This is a genomic window from Cupriavidus pauculus (genome assembly GCF_008801835.1).
Classification (GTDB): domain Bacteria; phylum Pseudomonadota; class Gammaproteobacteria; order Burkholderiales; family Burkholderiaceae; genus Cupriavidus; species Cupriavidus pauculus.
This window is the reverse complement of the sequence record NZ_VZOW01000031.1, coordinates 34,911-61,410: the sequence shown is the minus strand read 5'-3', so window position 1 is coordinate 61,410 and position 26,500 is coordinate 34,911. Positions and strand designations below refer to the sequence as shown.

The 26,500-nt window shown below is 65.1% G+C and carries 29 protein-coding genes and 1 pseudogene; 10 read left to right on the top strand and 20 right to left on the bottom strand.

The window, feature by feature from the left end:
- A pseudogene (locus tag F7R19_RS23585) lies at positions 1-203 on the bottom strand (MdtA/MuxA family multidrug efflux RND transporter periplasmic adaptor subunit); the annotation flags it as partial.
- A 309-nt stretch (positions 204-512) separates the two neighbouring features.
- On the opposite strand from F7R19_RS23585, the gene F7R19_RS23580 reads away from it, so the two are divergent.
- Together F7R19_RS23580 and F7R19_RS23575 are read left to right on the top strand one after the other, a co-directional pair.
- A complete protein-coding gene (locus F7R19_RS23580) occupies positions 513-1,247 on the top strand; it encodes a response regulator (RefSeq protein ID WP_061960153.1) in 735 nt (244 codons plus the stop codon).
- A complete protein-coding gene (locus F7R19_RS23575; protein ID WP_061960152.1) occupies positions 1,244-2,527 on the top strand; it encodes an ATP-binding protein in 1,284 nt (427 codons plus the stop codon). Before F7R19_RS23580 ends, F7R19_RS23575 begins: the two co-directional genes overlap by 4 nt.
- Positions 2,528-2,614: 87 nt before the next feature.
- Here the strand turns inward: F7R19_RS23575 and plsY are convergent, their stop codons facing one another.
- The 6 genes from plsY to F7R19_RS23545 all read right to left on the bottom strand — a co-directional run bounded on the left by plsY (position 2,615) and on the right by F7R19_RS23545 (position 7,061).
- Positions 2,615-3,223 (bottom strand): glycerol-3-phosphate 1-O-acyltransferase PlsY, encoded by a 609-nt coding sequence (gene plsY / locus F7R19_RS23570; protein WP_061960151.1) that lies wholly within the window; start codon positions 3,221-3,223, stop codon positions 2,615-2,617.
- Positions 3,224-3,313: 90 nt separating this feature from the next.
- Positions 3,314-3,805 (bottom strand): aminoacyl-tRNA deacylase, encoded by a 492-nt coding sequence (locus F7R19_RS23565; protein WP_150982192.1) that lies wholly within the window; start codon positions 3,803-3,805, stop codon positions 3,314-3,316.
- Positions 3,806-3,827: 22 nt separating this feature from the next.
- A complete protein-coding gene (xerD, locus tag F7R19_RS23560; RefSeq protein WP_061958297.1) occupies positions 3,828-4,736 on the bottom strand; it encodes a site-specific tyrosine recombinase XerD in 909 nt (302 codons plus the stop codon).
- On the bottom strand, positions 4,733-5,218 hold the full coding sequence (locus F7R19_RS23555; RefSeq protein WP_150982196.1) for a methylated-DNA--[protein]-cysteine S-methyltransferase: 486 nt from the start codon (positions 5,216-5,218) through the stop codon (positions 4,733-4,735). Before F7R19_RS23555 ends, xerD begins: the two co-directional genes overlap by 4 nt.
- Positions 5,219-5,359: 141 nt before the next feature.
- Positions 5,360-6,340, bottom strand: a complete 981-nt coding sequence (locus tag F7R19_RS23550; RefSeq protein ID WP_061958295.1) for a tripartite tricarboxylate transporter substrate binding protein BugE — start codon at positions 6,338-6,340, stop codon at positions 5,360-5,362.
- A 103-nt stretch (positions 6,341-6,443) separates the two neighbouring features.
- Positions 6,444-7,061, bottom strand: coding sequence for a chalcone isomerase family protein (locus F7R19_RS23545; RefSeq protein ID WP_150982191.1), 618 nt, complete (start codon positions 7,059-7,061; stop codon positions 6,444-6,446).
- Between the two features lie 155 nt (positions 7,062-7,216).
- Here F7R19_RS23545 and F7R19_RS23540 point away from each other — a divergent pair, with 155 nt between their 5' ends.
- On the top strand, positions 7,217-8,110 hold the full coding sequence (locus tag F7R19_RS23540; protein WP_061958293.1) for an AEC family transporter: 894 nt from the start codon (positions 7,217-7,219) through the stop codon (positions 8,108-8,110).
- On the opposite strand, the gene queG is transcribed toward F7R19_RS23540, so the two are convergent.
- Entirely contained in the window at positions 8,103-9,194 is a 1,092-nt protein-coding gene (queG, locus tag F7R19_RS23535; protein ID WP_223505658.1) for a tRNA epoxyqueuosine(34) reductase QueG, read from the bottom strand. The genes F7R19_RS23540 and queG overlap by 8 nt on opposite strands.
- Positions 9,195-9,321: 127 nt before the next feature.
- On the opposite strand from queG, the gene tsaE reads away from it, so the two are divergent.
- Positions 9,322-9,855 (top strand): tRNA (adenosine(37)-N6)-threonylcarbamoyltransferase complex ATPase subunit type 1 TsaE, encoded by a 534-nt coding sequence (gene tsaE, locus F7R19_RS23530; protein WP_150982189.1) that lies wholly within the window; start codon positions 9,322-9,324, stop codon positions 9,853-9,855.
- Positions 9,849-11,363: an N-acetylmuramoyl-L-alanine amidase gene (locus F7R19_RS23525; protein ID WP_061958290.1), complete on the top strand. Its 1,515-nt coding sequence runs from the start codon at positions 9,849-9,851 to the stop codon at positions 11,361-11,363. The genes tsaE and F7R19_RS23525 overlap by 7 nt, the downstream gene beginning before the upstream one ends.
- Before the next feature lie 84 nt (positions 11,364-11,447).
- Here F7R19_RS23525 and F7R19_RS23520 read toward each other — a convergent pair whose 3' ends face one another.
- A complete protein-coding gene (locus F7R19_RS23520) occupies positions 11,448-12,473 on the bottom strand; it encodes a bile acid:sodium symporter family protein (RefSeq protein ID WP_150982188.1) in 1,026 nt (341 codons plus the stop codon).
- Positions 12,474-12,566: 93 nt separating this feature from the next.
- Between F7R19_RS23520 and F7R19_RS23515 the strand changes: the two genes are divergently transcribed.
- A complete protein-coding gene (locus F7R19_RS23515) occupies positions 12,567-13,472 on the top strand; it encodes a LysR family transcriptional regulator (RefSeq protein WP_061958288.1) in 906 nt (301 codons plus the stop codon).
- Here F7R19_RS23515 and F7R19_RS23510 read toward each other — a convergent pair whose 3' ends face one another.
- Positions 13,473-14,246 carry a class I SAM-dependent methyltransferase gene (locus F7R19_RS23510; RefSeq protein WP_150982187.1) on the bottom strand — a complete coding sequence of 258 codons (774 nt, stop codon included), beginning with the start codon at positions 14,244-14,246 and terminating at the stop codon, positions 13,473-13,475.
- A gap of 123 nt (positions 14,247-14,369) precedes the next feature.
- Between F7R19_RS23510 and F7R19_RS23505 the strand changes: the two genes are divergently transcribed.
- Complete coding sequence (locus tag F7R19_RS23505; RefSeq protein ID WP_150982186.1) at positions 14,370-15,179, top strand: helix-turn-helix transcriptional regulator; 810 nt, start codon at positions 14,370-14,372, stop codon at positions 15,177-15,179.
- Positions 15,180-15,182: 3 nt separating this feature from the next.
- Here F7R19_RS23505 and F7R19_RS23500 read toward each other — a convergent pair whose 3' ends face one another.
- Both F7R19_RS23500 and adk read right to left on the bottom strand, forming a co-directional pair.
- On the bottom strand, positions 15,183-15,941 hold the full coding sequence (locus F7R19_RS23500; RefSeq protein WP_150982185.1) for a 3-hydroxyacyl-CoA dehydrogenase: 759 nt from the start codon (positions 15,939-15,941) through the stop codon (positions 15,183-15,185).
- A gap of 187 nt (positions 15,942-16,128) precedes the next feature.
- On the bottom strand, positions 16,129-16,794 hold the full coding sequence (adk, locus tag F7R19_RS23495; protein WP_061958284.1) for an adenylate kinase: 666 nt from the start codon (positions 16,792-16,794) through the stop codon (positions 16,129-16,131).
- A gap of 90 nt (positions 16,795-16,884) precedes the next feature.
- Here adk and F7R19_RS23490 point away from each other — a divergent pair, with 90 nt between their 5' ends.
- Positions 16,885-17,088, top strand: a complete 204-nt coding sequence (locus F7R19_RS23490) for a hypothetical protein (protein WP_061958283.1) — start codon at positions 16,885-16,887, stop codon at positions 17,086-17,088.
- Between the two features lie 86 nt (positions 17,089-17,174).
- Here F7R19_RS23490 and kdsB read toward each other — a convergent pair whose 3' ends face one another.
- The 5 genes from kdsB to F7R19_RS23465 form a co-directional block, all read right to left on the bottom strand.
- Positions 17,175-17,984: a 3-deoxy-manno-octulosonate cytidylyltransferase gene (gene kdsB / locus F7R19_RS23485; RefSeq protein WP_150982184.1), complete on the bottom strand. Its 810-nt coding sequence runs from the start codon at positions 17,982-17,984 to the stop codon at positions 17,175-17,177.
- Positions 17,985-18,010: 26 nt separating this feature from the next.
- The gene (locus F7R19_RS23480; RefSeq protein ID WP_061958281.1) at positions 18,011-18,220 is read right to left on the bottom strand and encodes a Trm112 family protein; all 210 of its coding nucleotides are present in this window, start codon (positions 18,218-18,220) and stop codon (positions 18,011-18,013) included.
- Positions 18,201-19,322, bottom strand: a complete 1,122-nt coding sequence (gene lpxK / locus F7R19_RS23475) for a tetraacyldisaccharide 4'-kinase (protein ID WP_061958280.1) — start codon at positions 19,320-19,322, stop codon at positions 18,201-18,203. The genes F7R19_RS23480 and lpxK overlap by 20 nt, the downstream gene beginning before the upstream one ends.
- A 133-nt stretch (positions 19,323-19,455) precedes the next feature.
- Positions 19,456-19,887, bottom strand: coding sequence for an ExbD/TolR family protein (locus tag F7R19_RS23470; protein ID WP_061958279.1), 432 nt, complete (start codon positions 19,885-19,887; stop codon positions 19,456-19,458).
- A gap of 21 nt (positions 19,888-19,908) precedes the next feature.
- Positions 19,909-20,529, bottom strand: coding sequence for a MotA/TolQ/ExbB proton channel family protein (locus tag F7R19_RS23465; RefSeq protein WP_150982183.1), 621 nt, complete (start codon positions 20,527-20,529; stop codon positions 19,909-19,911).
- A gap of 1,031 nt (positions 20,530-21,560) precedes the next feature.
- On the opposite strand from F7R19_RS23465, the gene xseA reads away from it, so the two are divergent.
- Together xseA and sodB are read left to right on the top strand one after the other, a co-directional pair.
- Entirely contained in the window at positions 21,561-22,946 is a 1,386-nt protein-coding gene (xseA, locus tag F7R19_RS23460; protein ID WP_150982182.1) for an exodeoxyribonuclease VII large subunit, read from the top strand.
- A 159-nt stretch (positions 22,947-23,105) separates the two neighbouring features.
- Positions 23,106-23,684, top strand: coding sequence for a superoxide dismutase [Fe] (gene sodB, locus F7R19_RS23455; RefSeq protein ID WP_061958276.1), 579 nt, complete (start codon positions 23,106-23,108; stop codon positions 23,682-23,684).
- Between the two features lie 194 nt (positions 23,685-23,878).
- Here the strand turns inward: sodB and F7R19_RS23450 are convergent, their stop codons facing one another.
- The 3 genes from F7R19_RS23450 to F7R19_RS23440 all read right to left on the bottom strand — a co-directional run bounded on the left by F7R19_RS23450 (position 23,879) and on the right by F7R19_RS23440 (position 26,426).
- Positions 23,879-24,832, bottom strand: a complete 954-nt coding sequence (locus F7R19_RS23450) for a GlxA family transcriptional regulator (protein ID WP_150982181.1) — start codon at positions 24,830-24,832, stop codon at positions 23,879-23,881.
- A 121-nt stretch (positions 24,833-24,953) separates the two neighbouring features.
- A complete protein-coding gene (locus F7R19_RS23445) occupies positions 24,954-25,898 on the bottom strand; it encodes a LysR family transcriptional regulator (RefSeq protein ID WP_409364605.1) in 945 nt (314 codons plus the stop codon).
- 156 nt (positions 25,899-26,054) lie between these two features.
- Entirely contained in the window at positions 26,055-26,426 is a 372-nt protein-coding gene (locus F7R19_RS23440) for a response regulator transcription factor (protein ID WP_157779544.1), read from the bottom strand.
- Between the last annotated feature and the right edge of the window lie 74 nt (positions 26,427-26,500).

Sequence of the window (26,500 nt, the reverse complement as noted above, 5' to 3'; positions counted from 1 at the left end):
CCGCGCCTGCCCGCCGCGCCGCTGGCGCCCGCGGGCGCGGCGACGGCGCCTTCCTGCGCGGCCTTGCGCTGGCTGTGCCAGTACCAGCCGGCGCCTGCCAGCACGACGATCACCGCGACGGCGATCCAGACACGGCGGCGCGAGCGGGCCGGGCCGCGCGGCGGATTGGGGGGAAGAGGCTGACCTTGTTCTGGGTGGGACATGACCGGAATCCTGGGAACGGCACGACGAAAAAGGAGCGCGTGCCAAACGGTATTCGCACAGCGACTTGTGACGGCGAAGTGGCAGCAGTATGCCGCATCGCGAGGGCAGGGCGACTCGCCGTCTGATGGGATGGCGCCCGGCAGGGCGCGTCATGGGATGAAGAATAATGTGCCGCCGCCATCCCACGTATTTCGCCCCTTCCCGCTTTTATTACAGCGGATTACGAGCGGCGCGGGTGTAACCTCCGGAAACAAAACGTCTGAGCCGATTTGCAATGTGCAGGCAGCGGCCTGACTATCATGGTGCCTATGCGAACGAATCAGCCTACCCAGATTCTCGTCGTCGATGACGATCCCGAACTGCGCGACCTCCTGCGCGAATACCTGACATCGCAGGGCTTTGCCGTGTCGGTGCTTCATGACGGCGACGGCCTGCAGGCCCGGCTCGAGCGTGAGCGGCCGGCGCTGATCGTGCTGGACCTGATGATGCCCAAGGTGGACGGCCTGACCGCGCTGCGCAACCTGCGGGCCAAGAACGACGACATCCCGGTGATCCTGCTGACCGCGCGCAGCGACGAGATCGACCGCATCGTCGGCCTGGAGATCGGCGCCGACGACTATCTCGGCAAGCCGTTCTCGCCGCGCGAGCTGCTGGCGCGCATCAACGCGGTGCTGCGCCGCAAGCTGGCACGTCCGGCCGCCGCGCCGGAGGACCGTGAATCGATGACCTTCGGGCCGTTCCGCGTCAATTTCCGCCAGCGCTCGCTCGATCGCAACGGCCAGGCCGTGTCGATCAGCGACACCGAGTTCGCCTTGCTCAAGCTGCTGCTGATGCATCCGCTCGAAGTGCTGTCGCGCGAGCGGATCGTCGAGCTGATGTACGGCACGGCGAACGGCATCAGCGATCGCGGCATCGACGTGCAGATCTGGCGCCTGCGCCGCCTGCTCGACGAGGACGCGCAGCGCCCGCGCTATATCCAGACCGTGCGCGGCCGTGGCTATACCTTTGTGCCGGACGAGGCCGAGGACAGTATTCCGCAATGAAGCTCCGGATCGACACCCTGTTCGGCCGCATGGCGCTGCTGATTGCCGCCGTGCTGGTGATCAGTCATTTCTCGTGGCTGGCGATACTGCGCATGGACCGGCGCCAGCAGCAGATCGACTATTCCGTCGAACAGATGCTGTTCCAGCTGGACAGTATCGAACGGGCGCTTGACGCCCGGCCGCCCGTGCAATTGCCCAGCCTGGTGGAAGTGGCCGACAACGCCGAGGCGGACCAGCATGCGGCGGCGCCGCGTGCGGGGCGGCCGCGCCGGCTCGTCGAACAGTTCACGGGACGCCTGCCGCAGGGTTCCGAGGTCAGGCTCGAGGACGAAGCCTCCACGCCACGGCTGTGGATCAAGCTGCCCAATCGCAACCGGTGGATTGCGATGCCGATCCTGTTTGTGCACAACCCGCCGCCGGACAACCGGCTGATTCCGGGCGTGGTGCTGGTGGTGGGCGTGGCCATCGTGTTTGCGCTGTTCGTGGCATGGCAGCTCCAGCGGCCCGTGCGCGACATGGCCGAGGCGGCCGAAAAGCTCTCGCGCCAGCAAAGCGTGGCGCCGCTGCGCGAGCGCGGTCCACATGAATTACGCCAGTTGATCGAGCGTTTCAATCGCATGGTGGCCGATCTGGTGCGCATCGACCAGGAGCGCAACACCATGCTGGCTGGCATCGCGCACGATCTCAAGACGCCGCTGGCGCGGCTGCGGCTGCGCGCCGAGATGCTGGCCGATCCGAAGGCCGCCGCCGGCGTCACGCGCGATGTCGATTCGATGTCTGCCATCGTCGAGCAATTCCTGACCTTTGCGCAGAGCAGCGAGCCGACCGCGCGGCCCGTGCCGGTGGACAAGCGGATCGTCGAACTTGCCGCGTCGCTCCAGGAACAGGATCGGCAGGTGGTGTTGGAACTCGCCGCCGGCGAGGGCTTCCGCATGATCGCCACGCAGCTGGACCGCATCATCGGCAATCTCGTCGACAACGCCTACGCCTACGGCGCGCCGCCCGTGTACGTGGCAACGGCGCGCACGCAGGAAGGCTGGCGCCTGACGGTTGAGGACCAGGGCCCCGGTATTCCGGACGACGCCATCGAGCGCGTCACCATGCCGTTCGTGCGCCTGGATCCGGCGCGCGGCGGCAATGCGCATTCGGGGCTGGGGCTGGCCATCGTGGATCGGCTGGTCAGGCAGTCGGGCGGACGCCTGTCGATCGCCAATCGCACGGAAGGCGGCTTGCGCGTCGAGATGCTGTTTCCGTTTGCGGCCATCGCCCAGGCGGCCTGAGCATAAGGCGCCGGGCCAGATTTATCGCGCCGAGCCATGCATCAATCGGCGCGCACCATGCAGGCTGGGGCAGGAAGGCTGTGATCCTCAGGCCTTCTTCTTTTCGCCGATGCGGCTTTCCTTGCCTGCCAGCAGCTTGGCGATGTTGCCGCGATGACGCACGATCAGCAGCACGCTGATGACCAGAATCGCGCCCGCCACGATATCCACGCCTTCGATCAGCACGTAGAAGAACGGCGCGAAGATCGCCGACACCAGCGCAGCCAGCGACGAATAGCGGAAGAAGAACGCGATGATCAGCCATGTGGCCAGCGTACCGGCGCCGAGCACCGGATCGATGGCGAACAGGATGCCCGCGGCCGTGGCCACGCCCTTGCCCCCCGCGAAGCGGTGGTAGAGCGGAAACAGGTGTCCGAGGAACACCGCCAGCGCCACCATCGCGATGCCGGTCTCATCCACGCCGTATGCGGGCCCGAAATGCTTGGCCAGCATGACCGCCACGTAGCCCTTCAGCCCATCGCCGATCAGCGTCAGGATGGCGGCCTTCTTGTTGCCCGTGCGCAGCACGTTGGTGGCGCCGGGATTGCCGGAACCGTAGCTGTGGGGATCGGGCAGGCCCATGACCTTGCTGACCACGACGGCGAATGAGACCGATCCGATCAGATAGGCGATGACGGCAAAAATCAGGTTGACCATTATGTGGGGACAAGACAAGGGATTTCAGGCTGGCGCGATTGTAGCGCGCCGTCGCGTCCGGGGACTCCGTGATTTCCCGGTATCGACGCATCAGTCCGGCAGCGCGCATTCCACGGGCTTTGCGCCCAGCACGTCGGTCAGCACGGCCGGCGCGATGCTGACCAGATAGCCGCGGCGTCCGCCGTTGATGTACAGCGTGTCCAGCGCCAGCACAGATGCCTCGACATAGACCGGCAAGGTCTTGCGGGTGCCGAACGGCGATGTGCCACCCACCATGTAGCCGCTGTGGCGCTGCGCCACTTCAGGCTTGCACGGCTGCACGCTCTTGCAGCCGATCTGGCGCGCCAGATTCTTGGTCGATACCGAGCAGTCGCCGTGCATCAGCACGATCAGCGGCCTGGCGGCTTCGTCCTCCATGACCAGCGTTTTCACCACCGCATGCTCGGGCACGCCAAGCTGGCGCGACGATTCCGCGGTGCCGCCGTGGTCGACGTAGTCATAGGGATGTTCGCCGAATGCCACGTTGTGCTTGCGCAGCCATTGGGTCGCGGGAGTCTCGGAAACGTGCTTGGTCTTGCTCATGATTCGTTGAAACCGCACGGCGTCAGCCGCGCGGATGGTGGTGCAGGTGCAGCTCGCGCAGGCGTTCGCGCGCCACGTGCGTGTAGATCTGCGTGGTGGAAATATCGGCGTGTCCCAGCAGCATCTGCACGACGCGCAAGTCGGCGCCGTGGTTCAGCAGATGCGTGGCAAACGCGTGGCGCAGCGTATGCGGGGACAACGGCGCATGCACGCCCGCCGCGCGCGCGTGTTTTTTGATCAGGTGCCAGAACGTCTGGCGCGTCATGCCTTCGCCGCGTTGCGTGACGAACAGTTCGTCGCACGCGCGGCCGGCCAGCAGCACCGGCCGGGCTTCGGCAAGGTAGCGCCGCAGCCAGTCGCCGGCCTGCACGCCAAACGGCACCAGCCGCTCCTTGTTGCCCTTGCCGCCCACCACGCGCGCCACGCCTTCGTTGAGGCCGATCTCGATCGTCTTCATGGTGGTCAGCTCCGACACGCGCAGCCCGCTCGCATACATCAGCTCCAGCATCGTGCGGTCGCGCAGCCCCAGCGGCGTATCGGTGTCGGGCGCTTCGAGCAGCGCTTCCACCTGGCCTTCGGTGAGCGTCTTGGGGAAACGCGGCGGCTGCTTGGCGGGGCGCAGCAACAGGCACGGATCGGCCTCGATCAGATGCTCGCGCAGCGCCCATTGGTAGAAGCGGCGGAATACCGCGAGGCGGCGATTGGCCGACGATGCGCGCGTCTGGCCGTGTCGCGCCGAGAAATATCCGGACAATGCCGCATCGTCGACGGTCAGCAGCGCGCATGTTTCGCTCTCGTGCAGCCAGCGCGCCAGCATCGCCAGATCGCGACGGTACGCGTCGATGGTATTGCGCGACAGGCCGTCTTCCAGCCAGAGCGCATCGCAGAACCGGTCGATCAGCGACAGGTCGTCGTCGAGCGTGGCCGTCATAGCAGCATCGCGCCTTCGTGGCGCAGCAGCCAGCGCTTGACGCCCAGATGAAAGCCTTCCTCGCCGTGATGCGCGAAGCCGCCCAGCCCGCTGGCCGCCACCACGCGATGGCATGGAATCACGATCGGAAACCAGTTCTGCCCGCAGGCCTGGCCCACGGCGCGCGGCATGCTCTGCAGCGTCTTGGCGATGGTGCCGTAGGTGGTCAGTCCGCCGCGCGGCACGGCGCTGATGGCGTGCCATACCTTGCGCTGGAAATCGGTGCCGCGCGTGGCCAGCGGCAGGTCGAAGCGGTAGTCGGGATCGTCGTAGTAGGCGGCCAGTTGCGCGGCCACGCGCTGCGCCAGGGCGCCGGACGGTGCGATCGCGGCAAAGCTGTCGGGCAGGTAGACGATCTCGTGGACAAGCGCGCCATCGTCATCGACACGAATGCCGACTTTGCCGAACGGTGCGGGCAGGATGGCATCGAAGGGACGTTGCATGGCAAAAGGCAAGGCGGTGGCGCCGGTTGATAGGGCAGGCATGAATTTTATGCCGATTTCGCGCGCCTGCCGCCGCCCACGAAAAAGGGCCACCGAAGTGGCCCTGAATTGGCGGCTGCCGGCTTGCCGGAGCCGTCCGGATTACTGTTCGAGCTTGATGTTCTGAACCTTCACCAGGGTCTTCATCTTGTCGAATTCCTTCTTGATCTCCGCGGCGTGCTGCGCCGGCGTGTTGCCGGACGGCTCGGCGCCGGCGGCGCGCAGCCGGTCGGCAAAGCCCTTGTCCTGCAGCGCCTTGACGACCGCGCCGTTGAGCTTGGCGATGACGTCGTCAGGCGTGCCGGCCGGCGCCACCAGACCATACCAGGCCGGATCGTTCGGCTCCTTCAGGCCCATTTCGCCGAAAGTCGGCACATCGGGCAGGCCGTCCACGCGCTTGTTCCACGCCACCACCAGCGCGCGCAGCTTGCCGGCCTTGATGTACGGCATCGACGACGGCAGGTTGTCGACCATGATCGGCACCTGGCCGGCCAGCACGTCGTTCAGCGCCGGGCCCGCGCCACGATACGGGATGTGGACCATGAAGGTCTTGGTCGATACCTTGAACTGTTCGCCCAGCATGTGGCCGAAGCCGCAGGTGCCCGACGAAGCGTACGAATACTTGCCCGGATTGGCCTTCAGCACGGCCAGGAATTCCTTGTAGTCCTTGGCCGGGAAGTTCGGGTTCACCGCGATCACGTTGGCCACGTTCGCCACGTTGGCGATGGGCTTGAAGTCCTTGATCGGATCGTAGGAGAGCTTCGGGTTGCAGGCCGGGTTCACGGCCATGGTCGACACCGTCGAGATGCCGATGGTGTAGCCGTCCGGGGGGGACTTGGCGATCGCGTCGGCACCGATCGAACCGCCGCCGCCGGCGCGGTTTTCCACCACCACCGGCTGGCCCAGGATGCGGCTCATCTGGTCGGCCACGCCGCGGCCCACGATATCGGTGGTGCCGCCCGGCGCAAACGGAATGATCAGGCGGATCGGCTTGGTGGGATAGTTGCTTTGCGCGTGTGCGATCGAAGCCACCGACGCGGCGGCCGCGATGGCGATGGTCAGTGCGGTTTTGCCAGCTTGCATTTGAAGAGAGTCTCCCGTTCTAAAAGCCGGGCGGATCGCGCCCGGGGAGGTCATGAATCGCCGGCGTGCCGCGGGTTGCGGCGGTGCGCCGGCGTGCTTGAATTCAGCCGCCCAGCAGGCCGCGTTTCAGATCGCGGTCCACCGGGTGTTCACCGAGAAAAATGCGCAGTACGGCCTGGTAGAAATCTTCACCCGGAATGGTCTGCCCGCGCGGAATGCCGTTCAGAGTCACGGCGGTGCCGCCGTCGGGGGTGAAATCGAAATTGATGATGTCGCCGCGGTGCGCCGCGCCCATCTGCGTCATGGTCCGTTCCAACTGCGCCACGCGATCGGACAGCGAGCGCATTTGCAGCGCCGAATGGTTGTCGCGCAGGCCTTCGTTGAGCGCCTTGACGAACGTCGCCGAGTCCACTTCGCGCAGCGGACGGATCTGCAGGCGCTTCGGCCCCGGCGTACCGAGCACCACCGTGGCGTTGCGCGCGCGCTCGGGCAGGTACAGCGCCGCGGCGTAACCCTTGATCACGAAGACTTCGCGCAGGCCCGTGCCATTGAGCGGCAGATGCTTGCCGCCCAGCCGCGCCGCGTCGTCGAAGCGCACGCCTTCGATCTCCTTGGCCGATGCCGTGGGCAACAGCAGGCCGAACGCCAGCGTTGCGCACAGCGAGGCGGCAAGGCGGCGGGGAAATGCGGATCGGCGGGGCGTTGACGGCTCGGACTTCATGGTGCGACGGGCGGCGAGAAGCTGCCGGCAAGACGAAATTCAGCGTGCCATGCTGCAGGAAGTCTGAAAGAATACCCATCCGGATCTGCCCTAGGCTTCACTTTTGACGAAGCCTGCCGTCGGCCACGACGACAACCAGAAAAATATCTCGAGACATGTCTTCCGCCCTGTTGCTGGTGCCGGATTTCAGCCTGATTCTGATCGGCTGGCTGCTGGTGCGATACACCTCCTTTGATCGCGGTTTCTGGGGCGGCGTCGAGCGCCTGGTGTATTTCGTGCTATTCCCGGCGCTGCTGTTGCAATCTACCAACAGTGCCAAATTCGATTTTTCCTCCACGTCGGCAATGCTTGGCCTGGCGCTGGCGACCATGGCCTTCGGCATGGTGACCGGCTATCTGGTCAAGTACGTGCTGCGCCCGGATCCGATCGATTTCGCCTCGGGTTTGCAGACTGCATTCCGCTTCAATTCGTATATCGCGCTCGCGCTGGCGGCGCGGCTGGGCGGCAGCGAAGGGTTGGCGATGATGGCGCTGGTGGTGGGCGTGACCGTGCCGATCTGCAATATCGTCGCGGTGTGGGCGCTGGCCAAGCATGGCGAAGCGAAATTGCTGCGCGAACTGGCGCGCAATCCGCTGATCGTCGCCACGGCCATGGGCCTCGTCACCAACCTGCTCGGCCTCCATCCGCCCGAGGTGATCGCGATGACGTTGAGCCGTCTCGGCTCGGCGTCGACGGCGCTCGGGCTGATGACCGTCGGCGCCGGGCTGCAGCTGAGCGGCGCCACGGGCAGCGTGGGGCCGATGGCGTGGTGGACCGGCGTGAAGCTGCTGGCGATGCCGTGTTTTGCATGGATCGTCGGCCGTCATCTGCCGCTGACCACGCTGCAGTACCAGATCGCGGTGGTCTATGCGGCGTTGCCCACGGCTTCCAGCGCCTACATCCTGGCGGTGCGTATGGGTGGTAATGGGCCGATGGTAGCGGCGACGATTTCGGCGATGACGATCGCTGCCATCGTCACCACGCCGGTGTGGCTGTCGCTGGTCAGCTGACGGCGGCGCTTTCCTGGGCCAGCGCCCAGTCGATATGCTCGCGCACCAGCGGCGTGGCGTCGTTGCGCCGGGCGAGCAGGGCGGCCCGGATGCGCGCGGCCAGCGCCGCATCGTCGTGCGACGCCGCGCGCAGGCTGTTGCCCAGGCCCACCGCCAGGTTGCGCAGCCAGCGTTCATGGCCGATGCGCCGGATCGGGCTGCCTTCCAGCCGCTGATTGAATTCCGCCTCGCTCCAGCCGAACAGCTCGACCATGTCGGGCGAATCGAGGCCGTTGCGCACATCGAAATCGGGCAGCGTGGCGCGATGCGCAAACTTGTTCCACGGACACACCAGCTGGCAGTCGTCGCAGCCATAGACGCGATTGCCCATGGGTACACGCAACGGCTCTGGGATCGCGCCCTTGTGCTCGATCGTCAGGTAAGAAATACAACGGCGCGCGTCCAGCCGATACGGTTCCAGGATCGCGCCGGTGGGGCAGATGTCGATGCAGCGGCGGCAGTTGCCGCAATGCGGCGCTTCCGGGGCATCGGCCGGCAACGGAATATCGACCAGGATTTCGCCGAGGAAGAACATCGATCCGCCATCGCGATCGAGCAGCAACGTGTGCTTGCCGCGCCAGCCCAGGCCGCCCTGGCTGGCCAGCGCCACTTCCATCACCGGCGCGGAGTCCGTGAACACGCGATAGCCGAACGTGCCGATCTCGGCTTCGATGCGCGCGGCCAGTTGCTGCAGCCGATTGCGCAAGACCTTGTGGTAGTCGCGGCCGCGCGCATAGAGCGAGATCGCTGCGGTGGCCGGATCTTCGAGCCGCGCCAGTTCGTGGCGGCGCCAGTCCTGCGGGCCCTGCGCGGGCAGATAGGGCATGCGCGCGACGATCGCGCGCACCGTGCCGGGCACCAGTTCGCCGGGCCGCGCGCGCTTTGTGCCGTGGTTGGCCATATAATCCATGTCGCCGTGGTAGCCCGCCTGCAACCACGCCAACAGGCCCGCCTCGGCGTGCCGCAGGTCGACATCGGCGATGCGTATCGCATCGAATCCCAGCTCGCAGCCCCAGGCGCGAATCGACGCCGTCAGCCGCGCCATGTCCTCCTCGCCTGCCTGCCAGGACGCATCAGGCGCCTGCGCGGCGGACTGCGGGGACGTCGCGGACGCGGAACACAACGGAGAGGGGGCGGGCGCTGCACGGTCGATCATCCCTGAATTGTACGCAATGCCTTTGCTCGAAGAACGCATCCTGCCGCTGCCCGATGAAGCCGCCACGCACCGGCTGGGCGCCGCACTGGCCCAGGCGGTGAGCCAGATGCCGCCGCGCACGGTGCATGTGCAACTGTCCGGCGACCTCGGCGCGGGCAAGACCACGCTGTCGCGCGCTGTGCTGCGCGCGCTCGGCCACGCCGGCAAGGTGCGCAGCCCCACCTACACGCTGTGCGAGCCCTATGCCGTGCAGCGCGCCGATGGCTCGGCGCTGACCGTTTACCACTTCGACCTGTACCGTTTTGCCGATCCCGAGGAGTGGATCGACGCCGGTTTTCGCGACTGCTTTGCCGAGCCCGCCTTCAATCTGGTGGAATGGCCCGAAAAAGCCGGTCGCCTGCTTGGGGAACCCGATTTGCACGTGTTGCTCCAATCGGACATTCGCGGGCCGCGAATCGTCGATAACGAGGCCGAAGCGGGCGCCGATCGCCGCATGGCAACATTGCGCGCCTATACTCCCACTGGAGTTATCCTGCTGAACGCATGCTGATCAAGCGACTCGCCACCGACCGACCCGATGGACCCGACGGACTGCTGCAGGCCCGCCGCAAATGGATGGCGCAGGCCCTGAAGTTTGGCGCCGGGACCGTGGTGCTGTCCCTGGCCGGACCGCAGATCGCGTTCGGCGCCGGCATCGTGGCCGTGCGCGTCTGGCCCGCGGAAGACTACACGCGGGTGACGATCGAATCCGACGAGAAGCTCGTCGCCGTGCATCAGATGATCCGCAATCCGGACCGCCTGGTGGTCGATATCGACGGCCTGGACCTGTCGCCAACGCTGCGCGAACTGGTCGCCAAGATCACGCCGAACGATCCCTATATCCAGTCCGTGCGGGTTGGCCAGAACCGGCCGCGCGTGGTGCGGATGGTGTTCGATCTCAAGGAAGACGTGTCGCCGCAGGTGTTCACGCTGCTGCCGATCGGCGACTACCGCAACCGCCTGGTATTCGACCTGTATCCGGTCAATCCGCCCGACCCGCTCTGGAAGCTGGTGCGCGACACCGAAGACAAGCAGCGCCGTTTCGCTGCGACCACGCCGCCGCCGGGCAACGATGCCGTGGCGGGCGCCGCGGCCGGAGCCGAGGAAGACGCGATCGGCGCTATCGTGCGCAAGTTCGAGGATCGCGGCCAACTGCCGCCGGCCACCACCGCGCCGCCGCCGGCTGTGGCGGCCGTGAAGCCGAAGCCGTCCACGCCGTCCGCGTCCGACAAATCCACCGTTGCACCGCCGCCCATTGCGCCGCCGATCGCCCAGACCAACGTGCCGCCGCCGAGCCAGTTCAAGATGCGCCGGCTGCTGACCGTGGCCATCGACCCGGGCCATGGCGGCGAGGATCCCGGCGCAATCGGCGCGGCGGGCTCGCGCGAAAAGGATGTGGTGCTGCAGATCGCCTCGCGGCTGCGCGCCAAGATCGATGCGCAGCCCAACATGCGCGCGATGATGACGCGCGATTCGGATTTCTTCGTGCCGTTGAACGTGCGCGTGCAGAAGGCGCGCCGCGTGCAGGCCGACCTGTTCGTGTCGATCCACGCCGACGCCTTTGTGTCGCCGGAGGCCAAGGGCGCATCGGTGTTTGCGCTGTCCGAACGCGGCGCCTCCAGTTCGGCCGCGCGCTGGCTGGCCAACAAGGAAAACAACGCCGACCTGATCGGCGGAACCAATATGGGCAACAAGGACGCGCAGGTGTCGCGCGTGCTGCTCGATCTTTCCACCACGGCGCAGATCAACGACAGCATGCAGGTCGGCAAGGCCGTGCTGTCGGAAATCGGCGGCATCAACCGGCTGCACAAGGGCAGCGTCGAACAGGCCGGCTTTGCGGTGCTCAAGGCGCCGGATATTCCGTCGATCCTGATCGAGACCGCGTTCATCAGCAATCCCGAGGAAGAACGCAAGCTCAACGACGACGCGCACCAGGAGCAACTGGCCAACGCCATCCTGCGCGGCATTCGCGCCTATTTCGCGAAGAATCCGCCGCTGTCGAAAAACCCGTCGGTGTGAGCGGGGATACGCCGCAATCCGCGGCAATCCGTGGCAACAAAAAACGGCGCCGAGGCGCCGTTTTTCATGTGCGGGCGGGCGATGTCACGCGCGGACCGCGTTGCGTTCTTCCTTGACGTCGTCGCGATTAGCGTAGCGCGCGGCAATCACCGAGCAGACGATCAACTGCAACTGGTGATAGACCATCAGCGGCAGCACCAGCAGGCCCAGCGCCGGATGTCCGGCAAACAGGATCTTGGCCATCGGGATGCCGTTTGCCAGGCTTTTCTTCGAACCGCAGAACACGGCCGTGATTTCGTCCTCGACCGAAAACCCGAGGCGTCGCGCCGTGAACGTGGTGGTGCCCAGGATCACGAACAGCAGCACGGCGGCGATGCCCATCACTGCGCCAATGGTTTGCCAGTGGTACTGGTGCCACAGTCCGGCGGCGGTGGCATCGCAGAACGACGAGTAGACGATCAGCACGATTACGCCGCGGTCGATCTTGTTGGTGATCTGCTTTTTCTTGGCCAGCCAGTTGCCGATCAGCGGACGCGCGGCCTGCCCGAGCGCGAACGGCAACAGAAGTTGCAGCGCCACGCCCATCAGTGCGCGGCCCAGCGGCATCGATGCGCCGCTGGCGCTGATCACCAGGCCCATCAGCAACGGCGTCAGCGCCATGCCGATCAGGCCAGAGATCGTCGCGTTGAAAATGGCGCCCGGGACATTGCCGCGTGCCATCGACGTCATGGCCACGGAGGACGACACGGTCGACGGCAAAGCGCACAGGTAGAACACACCCAGCAGCAATTCGGGCGGCAGCGTGTTGCGCAGCGACAGCATCAGCAGCGCGCCGACGATCGGAAACACGATATACGTGAAGCTCTGCACGAACACATGCAGGCGCCAGTGCTTTGCGCCGGCCACCAGTTTGTCGCGGGACAATGCCGCGCCGTGCAGGAAGAACACCAGCGCGACACCGAGATTGGTGACGATGCCAAGGTGCAGCGGGCCGTCGCCGGTGCCGATTTGCGGGGCGATCAGCGCGATGCCGATGGCGGTCAACATGATCAGGACGAATCCGTCGATCAGGTCATAGATTTTCTTGAAGGGAGCGAGGATGGCGGACATCGGGATAGTGCGTAAGGGTTTCCGCTTGGTATTGGACGCCTGTCTTGTCTAGAATGCAAATTCATTTATTTCATTCATTCATTTGACCGTTGCATGAATTACACATTGCGGCAGTTGCGGGTGTTTCTGGCGGTGGCGGCGCATGGCAGCTTCAGCCGCGCGGCGGACGCCGTGGGCCTGACTCAGCCCGCCGTCAGCCGCGGCGTGGCGGAGCTTGAGGAAGCACTTGGCGTGCGCCTGCTGGATCGCACCACGCGCGAGGTGGTGCTGACCGATGCGGGAACGGCATTGGTGCCGGCGTTGGAGCGCCTGTTGGGGCAGTTGGACGACACGCTTGAGGAAACGCGCCAGCTTGGCGAGCGTTATCGCGGCCGTGTCGTGATCGCCAGCGCGCCGACGATTTCCGCGCGCCTGATGCCAATGTACGTCGCGGCCTGCGCGAGCCAGTATCCCGAGATCCGACTGTATGTGCGCGACAACGTCCAGGCCGACGGCCTGGAGCAGATCCGCGCTGGCGCCGTGGACTTTGGGGTGCTGATCGACCCGCTGGCGCGAGAAGGGCTGACCATCGCGCCGCTGGCCACCGACCCGTTCTGTTTCGTCTGCCGCCGCGACCATCCGCTGGCGAATGCCGATTCGGTGCCGTGGCGTGCGCTGCACGGCGAACGGCTGGTCCTGCTCGACTTCGCGTCCGGCAGCCGGCCGCTGATCGACCGGATTCTGGCGCGGCACGGCGTGGCGCCCCAGGTCGTGCAGGAACTGGGGCATTCGGCCAGCGTGTTCGGCATGGTGGAAGCGGGCATCGGCGCGTCGGTGCTGCCGTCGTTCTCGCTGCCGTTGCCCGAGGCGTCGCCGCTGGTATCCCGGCCGCTCACGCCGCGCGAAGAGCGCAGCATCGTCATGGTCCGGCGCGAAGACCGGTCGCTGTCGCCAGCCGCCGCTGCGGTCTGGCACATGGTCCAGACCATGCCGATTCCGTCCGAGGCCGTCGCCGTCTGACTACAGCGCGCGTGGCACGGCGGTGATCATCGCCGCTTCGAGCGCAAAGCTGCCATCTGGCTGCACGCGATAGCGGTCACGCACTTCGGCGGGCGCCTTCTGCCACAGGTGCAGGATGGCCGCTTGCGCAACCTCCGGCGTGCGCATGCGCGCTACCCAGCTGTCGAATTCGATGTCGATGCGCCAGACCGGCGACACATCGACACTGAATCCCGCCGTCTCGCACATCTGCGCCCATGCCGTCGGGGTGTAGTCGCGGATGTGCGACGGATCGCGCAAAAGTTCCACCGATTGAAGCCAGGTGTCGCAAAGCGGATCTTCGGCGCCGACGATGTCGATCAGCACGATCTTGCCGTTCGGCTTGAGCACGCGGCGGATCTCGCGCAGCGCGGCCGGAACATCGCGCCAATGATGCGCGCTCATCCGCGACACCACGGCGCAGAAGCTGGCGTCGGCGAACGGCAGCACTTCGGCTGCGCCCTGTTGCGTTTTGATATGGCTCAGGCCGCGATCGCGCGCCGCGTGGGCCACCACATCGAGCATTTCCGCCGACAGGTCGTACGCCACCACTTCGCTGGCCATTGCCGCCGCGGCGAAGCTGGCGTGCCCCGCGCCGCAGCCCAGGTCGAGCACGCGGCTGTGCGGCACCGGTTTGAGGTGCGCCAGTGCCAGCTTGAGTTGATCCAGATCTGCGCCTTGCGCATGCACGGTGCTGGTGAGGTAGGCGTTGGCGGTGGCGCCGAATTGGGCGGCGACGAGTTCTTGTTGTTGCATGAGGGGTGCCTCGTTCTTGTGCAGGTGAAAAAAGGTTGTCCGGCCCCGGGGGTTCACGTACTGTAGACGCCGTGTTTTCCCGGTACAAGTCACACTTTTATCCTGGTATAAGAGTCACCAGCCATGCCTGTAGAACCGGTGGGTCCCTCTTCGCGAGAAGCCGAACTTGGCGCATTTCTACGCAGTCACCGCGAGCGCCTGACGCCGGCCGATGTCGGCCTGCCACCGGGCAGACGTCGCCGCACGCCCGGCCTGCGGCGCGAGGAAGTGGCGCAGTTGTCCGGACTCAGTGCCACCTGGGTGACTTGGCTGGAGCAGGGCAGGCCCGTGGCAATGTCGGCGCGCGCGCTGACAAGCCTGGCGCTGGCGCTGCGCCTGTCGCGCGCCGAGCGCGCCTATCTGTTCGCGCTGGCCGGCAAGCCCGAACCGCGGCAGGACGCCGAGCCGGCGGTCCCGGCGGCGCTGCTGGCCAGCGTGCAGGCGATTGCCGCGCCAGCGTATTTGCTCGATCGGCAATGGACGGCGCTGGCCTGGAATGCCGCCGCGGCGTCGCTGTTCGTGGGCTGGCTCGATCCAGATAGCGAGGAGCGCAATCTGTTGCGTGCGATGTTCCTGTCGCCGCCGCTGCAGGCGCTGGTGGAAGACTGGCCGCATCGCGCCGCGCGGCTGGTGGCCGAATTTCGCGTCCATAGCCTGCGCCACGCCGAGGATCCGCCCACGCGCGCGCTGATCGATCGGCTGCTCGAGGACAGCCCGGCTTTTGCCCAGGCATGGCGCTCGCAGGATGTGGAAGAGCGGCAGGGCGGCCGCCGCGGCTTCCATCACCCGGCGCGCGGGTTGGTCTACTACGAGCAGTTGTCGCTGGTGCCGCCGGCGTCGCCGGGCCTGATGCTGGCGATGCTGTTGCCGGCGGAGACCATTGCGGGGACGTAGCGCTTACTTCGGCTGCATCCGGATCGCGCCGTCAAGGCGGATCACTTCGCCGTTCATCATCGGGTTGCCGATAATGGCCTGCACCAACCTCGCATATTCGGCCGGTCGCCCAAGCCGCGGCGGGAACGGCACCATCTTGCCCAGTGCGTCCTGCACTTCCTGCGGCATCCCCAGCAGCATCGGCGTTTCGAACAGTCCTGGCGCGATCGTCATGCAACGCACGCCATCGCGGGACAAATCGCGTGCAATGGCCAGCGTCATGCTGACCACGCCGCCCTTGGACGCGGCATACGCGGCCTGGCCGATCTGGCCGTCGAACGCTGCCACCGATGCGGTGTTGATGACGACGCCGCGCTCGCCCTCGGCGTCGGGCGTGTTCTGCACCATGGCCGCCGCCGCCAGCCGGATCATATTGAAGGTGCCGATCAGGTTCACGCGGATCGTCTTTTCGAATGCATCGAGCGGATGCGGGCCGTTCTTGCCCACGGTCTTCGACGCCACGGCGATTCCCGCGCAATTGACCAGCCCGGACAGGCGGCCCAGCTTCAGGGCGGCGTCGACCGCGGCCTGGCCGTCGGATTCGGACGCGACATCGCATTTCACGAATTGCCCGCCCAGTTTGCTGGCCAGCGCCGTGCCGGCCGCTTCGTTGAGATCGGCGATCACGACTTTGCCGCCGGCGCCGGCCAGCATTTGGGCGGTGCCCGCCCCCAGACCCGACGCTCCGCCGGTGATGATGAAAACGTTGCCCTGGATGTCCATCCGCTTGTCTCCTTTTTGTGAGTGCCGTTTACGTTAACGTAAATCGATGCGCAAGGAAACGGGAACGATGAAGGTTGGCCTCCGGGCCTGCGGGCGGCAACCGGGCGTTTCCCCCAAACGGCTGTCGCAAACAAAACGGCCTGGGAAAAACCCAGGCCGTTTCGGTGTCGGATGTGGATCGTGCGGCTTACTTCAGCGCGTCGAATACGCTGGCCGTGATCTTGTCGACATCGCCCACGCCCGAAATCTTGCGGTATTTCGGCGGTGCGACGCTGGCCGAGGCGTCGCCCTTGGCGGCCCAGTCGGAGTAGTAGTCGACCAGCGGACGGGTTTGCTGCGAATAGACCTCGAGGCGCTTGCGCACGGTCTCTTCCTTGTCGTCGTCGCGCTGAATCAGGGGTTCGCCAGTCTCGTCGTCGACATCGGGCGTCTTCGGCGGATTGAACTTGACGTGATAGGTGCGGCCGGATGCCACGTGCACGCGGCGTCCGCTCATGCGCTCGATGATCGCGTCGAACGGCACGTCGATTTCCAGCACGTAGTCGATGGCCACGCCGGCTTCCTTCATGGCCTCGGCCTGCGGGATCGTGCGCGGGAAACCGTCGAAAAGATAGCCTTTGGCGCAGTCGGGCTGCTTAAGACGGTCTTTCACGAGGCCGATAATGATGTCATCGGACACCAGACCGCCTGCGTCCATCACCTTCTTGGCTTCGATGCCCAGCGGCGTGCCGGCCTTGACCGCGGCGCGCAGCATGTCGCCCGTGGAAATTTGCGGAATGCCGAACTTCTCGCAGATGAACTTGGCTTGCGTGCCTTTGCCGGCGCCAGGCGCGCCCAACAGGATCAAACGCATTTACGGGTCCTCAAGGTATTTGAATTCGGTCTGGCGGGAGGTATCGACGGAGGGTAACGCCGCAACTTGACGCAGGACTTACGCGTCGTCATGCCGGACGTGAAGGTCAAGGCATATGGCGCGGTCCACGCATGCACGGCGCCCGAAGCGCTGCGGCGACTGGCCGGTCGTGTCGACGACGGCAGCGGCGCGCATCCGGGCTGGCTCGATCTCTATCTCCCCACCGAGCCTTTGCCGACGCGCGCGGCGCGCCAGCGGGCTCTGTATCGGCAGGCATTATGCCATGGCGCATAACGATTCGGCCTGCACTGAAGTTGCAGCAGTATGAACTTCAACGGACAACTGCGGTCTATGCGGCCGCCATCCACGCCCGTGACAGCTCAGGGGCCGTCCTGCGCCATGCCTTGCGCCCACAGTGCGCGCACCCGTTCCAGGTCCGCCGCGGTATCGACGCCCGGTGCCGGCGCGGCATCGGTGACCATCACGCCGATGCGTTCGCCGTGCCACATCGCGCGTAACTGTTCCAGCGCCTCGGTCTGTTCGAGCGGCGCGGCGGCCAGCGTGGGAAAACGGCGCAAAAATCCAGCGCGATACGCATAGATGCCGATATGACGCAGCACCGACATGTCCGGCAGCGGCACCTGCGCCGAAGCGGCAGGTTGCTGCGGCACGGCGGCCCAGGCGTCGCGCGCCCAGGGGATCGGCGCGCGAGAAAAATACAGCGCGCGCCCCGCGTTGTCGCACACCACCTTCACCACGTTCGGATTGAACACGTCGGCCACGTCATGCAGCGGATGGGCGGCCGTGGCCATGGCGCAGTCCGGATGGGCAGCCAGATACAACGCGACTTCGTCGATCAGGGTCGGGTCGATCAGCGGTTCATCGCCCTGCACATTGACCACGATGGCGTCGTCGGCAAGCTGCAGTTGCGCGGCGACTTCGGCCAGGCGGTCGGTGCCGGAGGCGTGGTCGGCGCGCGTGAGCGTAGCCTGCACGCCGTGCGCGGCGCAGGCCGCCGCCACTTCGGGCGCGTCCGTGGCGACCACGGTGCGCTGGGCCGACGACGCATGCGCGCGTTCGGCCACGCGCACGATCATCGGATGGCCGCCGATATCGGCCAGCGGCTTGTTGGGCAAGCGGGACGATGCCAGCCGGGCCGGTATCACCACCGTGAATGCGGGAATGCTCATGGGCGTCGACAGGGAAGGACGGCGGATCAGTTGCCGGCCGGGCCGGCCGGTTCCACGGGCACCACGCGCCCCGGCACGGTCTGGCGCGCTTCATCGGCCAGCATGACGGGGATGCCGTCGCGGATCGGGTATGCGAGTTTGTCCGCGTGGCAGATCAGTTCCTGAGCGGCGCGGTCGTATTCCAGCTTGGCCTTGCACAGCGGGCAGACGAGGATTTCAAGCAGCCGGTTGTCCATCCTGGTGTTCCTTGTCGAGACCGTTCGTCGCGCCCGTGGCGGTGGTATGCCCGGTGGTAACGGGAGTGGCGACGGACGGGTTGCGCGCCATCACGGCGCGGCGGATTTTGTCGATCAAGCCCGCATCGATCACGGGCGTGGTGGGAACGACCCAGATCCTGGGGTCGTCGAAGCGCTCGCATTTTACGGCATCCTTCTCGGTGATCAGGATCACGTCGGCATCGAGCGCGCTGTCGTTGCCCGCAAACGGGTCGTCGGCAAAGTCGTAATGGTCGGGCAACGGCATGGTGGCGGTCGGCGACAGTCCCGCGCGCCGCAGGCTGGCGAAGAAGCGTTCCGGATTGCCGATGCCGGCGGCAGCCAGCACGCGTTTGTCGGCAAACTGCGAGACCGGCCGCGCCATGGTCGGATCGATCAGTTGCCAGGCCTGCTCCAATTCCAGGCGCATGCCGTAGACATCGGGTTTGTCGGGCGTCGCCTTGAAGTTGGGGTCGTTGATCAGCGTGGCGTCGCGCGGACGGCTCAACGGTTCGCGCAGCGGGCCGGCCGGCAGCAGCAGCCCGTTGCCGCCCATGCGCGCATCGAACATCACGATCTCGAAGTCGCGCTGCAACCGGTAGTGCTGCAGGCCGTCGTCGAGCAACAGCACGTTCACGCCGGGGTGCGAGACCAGCATCGTCTGCGCGCATAACGCGCGATCGGGGAACACCCAGACCGGCACATCGGCGGCGCGTGCGATCAGCAGCGGTTCGTCGCCGACATCGCTCGCCTTCGAGGTGGGCTTGACGCGGCGCGGGTGCCGCAGCTTCACGCCATAGCCGCGCGACACCACGCCGGGCCGCAGGCCCGCCTCGCTCAGCGCCTGCGCCAGCGCGATCACGGCCGGCGTCTTGCCGGTGCCGCCCACCGTGACATTGCCCACCACGATCACGGGCATCGGTAGCCGCGTGGACTTGAACCAGCCGCGCTGGTAGGCGATGCGGCGCGTGCGCGCGATGAGCCCGAACAGCAGCGACAGCGGCCACATCAGCCAGGCAAACCAGCCGCGGCGTTGCCACTGGGCGGTGACGAAGTCGGCAATTCCGTGTCGGGGAGCGGGCATGGGCAGCGGTGAAAAGGGGCGGAGCGGACGCCGCCGTCGCCGGGACGTCCGCTGAATGCAGACATTATGGGCATCGCGCGGCGCACGCGGCAAGTTTGCCGTCCATCGCGCGCGGCGCGGCCGGAACGGCACCTCAGCGCTGCTGCGTGCTTTGCGTGGCGAAGGTCAGGCGCGACAGGCCGGCCACACGCGCGGCCTCCATCACATTGATCACGGCCTGGTGCGTGGCCTGGGCGTCGGCGTTGACGATGACCACCGGCGGCGGTCCGTTGCCGGCCGGGCCCGCCGCGCTGCGTAACTGGTCGGCCAGGCTGGTGACGTCCTTCTGTTCGAGGATCTGCTTGTTGACGGAATAGACGCCGCGCGCCGACACCGACACGACGATTTCGCTCGGACGCTGCTGCGCGCGGTCGGCGTCGGCCGTGGGCAGCTGGATCTGCAGTTCGGTAAAGCGCGAGTACGTGGTCGTGATCATCAGGAAGATAAGGATCACGAGCAGCACGTCGATGAGCGGGATCAGGTTGATCTCCGGCTCCTCGCGCCGCTGGCGGGAACGGAAACGCATGTTGGCGTGCTCCGGTGCGCGTCAGCCCCGCCGTTGCGGCAGGATGGCGTCCAGGAAGGCGGTGGCGCGGAATTCCAGCTCCGCCACGTAGTCGTCGACCAGTCGGCGGAAATAGCGCCAGAAGATCAGCGCGGGAATGGCCACGATCAGGCCGAAGGCGGTGTTGTAGAGCGCCACCGAGATACCGTGCGCCAGTTGCTCGGGATTGGCGCCGGTGCCGCCCTGATTGCCGAAGATCTCGATCATGCCGACCACGGTGCCCAGCAGGCCCATCAGCGGCGCCACCGAGGCAATCGTGCCGAGCGCATTGAGGTAACGCTCGAGCTCGTGCGCGACGATGCGGCCGGCTTCCTCGACTACGTCCTTCGCGGCATCGCGCGAGGTCTGCGGCTCCAGCACCACGTGGCGCAGACCGGCGGCCAGCACGCGGCCGAGCGGCGAATTCTTTTCGAGATTGCTGACGACTTCCGGCGTGGCCTTGCGCTGCTGCGCGGCGGACAGCGCCTCGTCATAGAGCTTGGGCGGCAGGATCTTGCTGCGCTTGAGGGAAACGAAACGTTCGACGATCAGTGCAAGCGCAATGACAGACGCGAGCAGCAGCGGCCAGATCGGCCAGCCGGCCGCTTGAATGATGGAAAACACGTGGACCCCCGAATTCTACGAACGAACGACAGACCCGAAACGGAACAAACGGAACAGCTAGCTGGACGAAATGCGTGGCAGCCTTTGATGCACGTCGACTTCGCAACGTGCAGCGGCAATGCTCGAAAAATTGCAGGCGCCACTCTAACCCGCGCCTTGGCGCGCGGCAAGCCACGAGGATCAAGCCCTTGTCTGCGGCTTTCCACACCAAACCGGGATAGTGCTGTGGACGGTTTGTGGAAAGCGCTCGGAAAAGCAGGCTAAGCCTTTGATCGTAAAGGACATCGCATGGTCTGCCTGATTTTTGGGCAAAGCGCCCGAAACAGGCCGCCCATCCGCCGCAGGGGGGTGTCTGCAACTGTTTTCGCACGGTTGGTAACCATTTCGAGGGGCTTTCCACACGTGGCAGGGACAGCATTGTGGACCGGCTGTGGAAAGCAGTCTAAGAACCACCCTAAAATACTGATTTAAAAGCCGAAGTTTTCCGCTGCTCAAAGAATGTGCAAACGACGTCCGGGCAGATAAGGATCCGTCAATCAGACAAGTCGCACAGTTTCCACATGGAAACAGGACAGGACTGTGGACCGGTTGTGGATAAGCGTGGGAGAAGCGACGTAAACCGTTGATCCGTATGGAAAGCCCGCGTTGTGCCTAAAAAACGGGCAACCGATGGTATTAGCCTGTCCGGCTGATTGACATGGGCATCGGCAGACGCGGGCCGTTACCACCGCACAAGCCGGCTGGGAACGTATACGTTGTCCACAGATCCGGCTCTTGACAAATCATTTATCCAAAACTTCTGTGGATAACTTTGTGAACAAGCCCGCACCGATTTCGATAAGTGTTTGACGCGTAAGGTTTTCTCTTACATTGCCTGTTTTTTGGCCCCGGCCGAAAATTCATAAGAATCAATGGCTTGTACGGAAGTATGCGGATCCTGGGGAAATGCATGTGAGGTGTGCGCTGCCTCTTGACAGACCCGTTATGCTGTGGACATGTCCATCCGACGCCGCCTGTGCGGTAGCCGCGCCATGCCAGAGAATGAGAACCCTTCGCGTTTTGCGCCGCCTCAGCCGCTCTCCCGCACCCGTGACGTCATCCCCGTCAGCGAACTCAACCACGCCATCGCCGGTGTGCTCGAACGCAGTTTTCCACTGGCGTGGGTAAGGGGAGAAATCTCAAATTTCACCCGCGCGGCCAGCGGGCATTGGTATTTCTCGCTCAAGGACGCGCGCGCGCAGATCCGCTGCGTGATGTTTCGCGGCCGCAACCAGCATGTCGACTTCGCCCCGCGCGACGGCGAAGCCGTCGAGGTGCGCGCCGTGGTGTCGATGTACGAGGCGCGCGGCGAATTGCAGCTCGGTGTCGAGGCCATGCGCCGCGCGGGCCTTGGCAATCTCTACGAAGCGTTCCTGCGGCTCAAGGAAAAACTTGCACAGGCCGGTCTGTTCGATACCGAACGCAAGCGGCCGATCCCGCCGCATCCGCGCGCAATCGGCGTGGTGACCTCATTGCAGGCGGCCGCGATGCGCGATGTGCTGACGACGCTCCAGCGGCGCGCGCCGCATGTGCAGATCATCGTCTATCCGGTGCCGGTACAGGGCGCCGGCGCCGCCGAAAAGATCGCCGCGATGCTCGATGTGGCCAGCGCGCGGCGCGAGTGCGACGTGCTGATCCTGTGCCGCGGCGGCGGCAGCATCGAGGACCTGTGGTCGTTCAACGAGGAAGTGGTGGCGCATGCGATCGCGCGCAGCGCGATGCCGGTCGTGTCCGGGGTCGGCCATGAAACGGATTTCACGATTGCCGATTTTGTGGCCGACGTCCGCGCGCCGACGCCGACGGGCGCGGCGGAACTGGTCAGCCCCGATCGCGCGCATCTGTTGCAGGCCACGCGCCGCGCCCGCGATGCGCTGGCGCAATGCATGGATCGCCAGCTCGAACGGCGCGCCCAGCACCTGGAATGGCTGGCGCGGCGCCTGCGCAGTCCGCAGTCGCAACTGCAGGAGCGCCGCGCGCGCGTCGACAATCTGGCGCGACACTTGCGTGCGGCATTGCGCGATACCGTGTCGGCGCAGCGGCATCGGCACGATGTTCTGACTATGCGCTGGCGCGCCTGCAAGCCAGATGTGGCGCGCGCGCAGGCGGAACTGACGCGGCTGGCCGCGCGCATGGAAGCGGCGGCCGAGCGGCGCCACGAGCGCGAGTCGCAGCGGCTGGCGCGGGTATCCGGCGCGCTGGAGTTGCTGGCGCCGCAACGCACGCTCGAACGCGGCTATGCGGTGTTGCTCGACAATCGCGGCCGCGCATTGCGATCACCGGCCGAATTGCGCGCGGGCAGCGTGATCGAAGCGCGGCTTGCGCAGGGCAGTGCCGACATCGAAATCGCCGGCGTGCAAGCCAAGCTGGAGACGTTCTAGATGCATTCGGTTGAGACTGATTCTCAATCGATAGAACGGGTTTCCTGACTGGCCGCGCGGGAAACTAACATGACACCAGGGGGCTTTCCGGGGCCGTTTGCGCGGGTCTGGCAAGTCACCTACAATCGGCCACTCTCCCCACCCAACAGAGACAGAACAATGGAACACACGCTCCCTCCTCTTCCGTACGCGCATGACGCCCTGGCTCCGCACATCTCCAAGGAGACCCTGGAGTTCCATCATGACAAGCACCACCAGACCTACGTCACGAACCTGAACAACCTGATCAAGGGCACCGAGTTCGAAAACGCGTCGCTGGAAGAAATCGTCAAGAAGTCGTCGGGCGGCATCTTCAACAACGCTGCCCAGGTCTGGAACCACACCTTCTACTGGGAATCGATGAAGCCGAACGGTGGCGGTCAGCCGACCGGTGCCCTGGCTGACGCGATCAACGCCAAGTGGGGTTCGTTCGACAAGTTCAAGGAAGAATTCACGAAGGTTGCCGTCGGCACGTTCGGTTCGGGCTGGGCCTGGCTGGTCAAGAAGACCGACGGCTCGCTGGACCTGGTGTCCACCTCGAACGCCGCCACGCCGCTGACCACCGACGCCAAGCCGCTGCTGACGTGCGACGTGTGGGAACACGCCTACTACATCGACTACCGCAATGCCCGTCCGAAGTATGTCGAGGCATTCTGGAACGTCGTGAACTGGGATTTCGCCGCGAAGAACTTCGCCTGAGCGAATCTGTAGCGTGACAAGATAGTTTTAAAAGCGGCGCGATAGTCTGGAAAAAATCTAAACGATCGCGCGCTAAAGTTTTGTGAATGACACCCCAAAAGTTGGACACCGACTTTTGGGGTGTTTTCATTTATGGGTACGCCCGCGCTGTTCAGACAGATGGACAGACGGTCGTTCAGTCGCGTCCCAGCGTGCTACGCCGCAATAGGGGTCCGGGCTTCCCGGCGCAATTCCTGAGGGCTTGCGCCATAGGTGCTGACAAAGACCTCGCGGAGGTGGTTGCGGTCACGAAAGCCGGTTTCTCGCGCGATGACTTCCAAGGGGTGGCGGCCGCGCTCAATCATGGTGCGTGCCGTCTCGATGCGTAGCTGTTTTATCGCCTTGGCTGGCGATTGGCCGGTCTCGGCCTGGAAAATGCGCAGAAACTGCCGCGTACTGAGATGGGCGGCGCGTGCCAGTTCCTCTACGCGCAGGGGTCGTGCCAGGTTCTGGCGCGCGTATTCGAGTGCAGTCTGGATGCGGTCCGATTTCGGCGCGAGCTTCAGCATTGCGGACTGCTGGGACTGGCCGCCGGCGCGTCGCTGGTTCATGACCATGACGCGCGCGACTTTGGTTGCCACTTCATGGCCCAGGTCTTGTTCGACCAGACCGAGGGCGAGGTCCATGGCAGCGGTCAAGCCAGCCGATGTCCAGATGCCGCCATCCACAACGAAGATGTGGTCGGATTCGATCTGCGCGTTGGGGCAGCGGGCCTTCAGCGCATCGGCGTAGGCCCAATGGGTGGTGGCGCGCTTGCCGTCGAGCAGGCCGGCGTCTGCCAGAACGAATGCGCCGGTACAAAGTCCGGCGGTCCGGCGCGAACGTTTCGACGCCGCCCGGACAAAATCCAGTTCCGCAGCCGTGCTGGAGCGCTGGGTCGGGTCGACAATGCCGCTGATCATCCAGGTATCGGCATCAGTGCTCTTGTGAATGGGCTCGGTCTTGACGGAGATGCCAAGCGACGCATGGACGTCCCCACCCGATAGCGAGTAATTGGTCACGGCGTACACGCGCTCGCGGGCCACGACGTTGGCGAACTCGAACACGGATTGTGTACCGATGGCCATGACCTGGAATTCGTCCGTCAGAAAATATCCGATTCGATGCATCGCTCCACCCGCACTGCTATCCGAAAAACCGGATTATAGGTGGCCCGCGAAATATATGCCGGTCAGGAAAAATCGGCGCTGGCCCCCGGTGGCGATCGCCGTACTCGATGCTTCGGCGCTCTCAGGCCGGGGTGCAGGCGGCTTCCAACGCGGTGCGCGTTTTGTCTTCGGATGCTGGGCGGCTGCCGGCTGTCTGGCAGCTTTCCAATGCCGAGGACAGCCAGTCCACAAAAACGCGCAGCGTCATCGATTCACGCGTCCGGCATGCATAGATGGCATGGATCGGCCGGGCTAGCGGGCGGCAATGCGCGAGCACCTCCTTGAGCCGTCCGCTGGCAAGATACGGCGTTGCCACGGTATCCCAGACCTGAATGACCCCGCCATTCTGCAAACCATATTGAAGCAGCAGGTCCATGTCGTCGAAGACGATGGATTCGGGCAGTGGGTGCCGGATGCTTCGGCCGTCCAGTGCGAAGCCGAATTCCAACGGTCTGCCGTCGCCCTGATGGGAAGCGTGCGCCGTGCGATGCGATGACAGGCTTTGCACCGTGTCGGGACATCCATGTCGCGAAATGTAGAGCCGGCTCGCCACCGTGATCAACTGGTACGTTCCAACCTGGCGGCTGAAATGGCACGAATCCTCGAGCTCGCCCAGCCGGACCGCGCAATCGATGCCATCGCGGATCAGGTTCGAGGAATGCCGTGGCGTGGAAACCTGCAGGCTGACATCCGGATATTGGAGACGGAAGCGGGCGATGTGTGGCATCAACTGGCGTGCAATGTCGCCGGGCAGTTCGACACGCAACTTGCCGCTCGCTTGTCCTGCACACGATCCGATCTTGGATCTAAGGTCGGTAATGTCGGCGAGAATCTTCAGACAATATTCGTAGAACGTCATGCCGGCGGACGTCGGCCGAACCTGGCGGGTCGTGCGGTGCAGCAGCTTTACTTGCAGATGAACTTCGAGCTGCTGAATCAGCAAGCTGGCGGACGCCTTTGGTATGCCCAGAAGGTTGGATGCGCGCGTGAAATTCTCGCATTCGACGATCCGCGCAAAAACTTCCATCGCTTGCAGCATGCGTTCCATGGACCTTCCCCCGTGTGTCACGCCTTGATGATGGTTCGAGTGTAGGGGCGGCGGCGCCGATGCAACAGTCGCAATTGGCGCATGGTGGACGACACGTTCGTATAGTTTCCCTGCTCTGTGGCCGGGCCGCCGGTATCAGGGGGCTGTGTTCAGCACCCGGGACAGCCAGCCGACCAGGTCGTCCGGGTCCACCGGTTTGTCGAGCATGCACACCGCGCCATGCTTCCGGGCCTGTTCGCGGCAACGCGACGTGGCATTGGCGGTCACGAAGATGCATGGCGTATGCAGGCCTGCGGCGCGCAGTCGGCGCAGCAGTTCGATGCCCGAGATGGCTTCCAGCGCGATATCGCAGATCAGGCAATCGTAGGCAGTGTGGCTCGGATGGGCCATGAAGCCTTCCGCGGAGGAGAAGAAGGCTGCGCCCCAGCCAAGTGAACGAATCAGCGCGCCAGTGGATCTACGAACGGATGGGTCGTCATCGATGACACAAACAATCTTGGCGGGCACGGGCATCAGCGTTGGAACGGGCAAAACATAGGGGAGCGCCTTGCGTGGGTGCGCGCGCTTGATGGGACATTAGC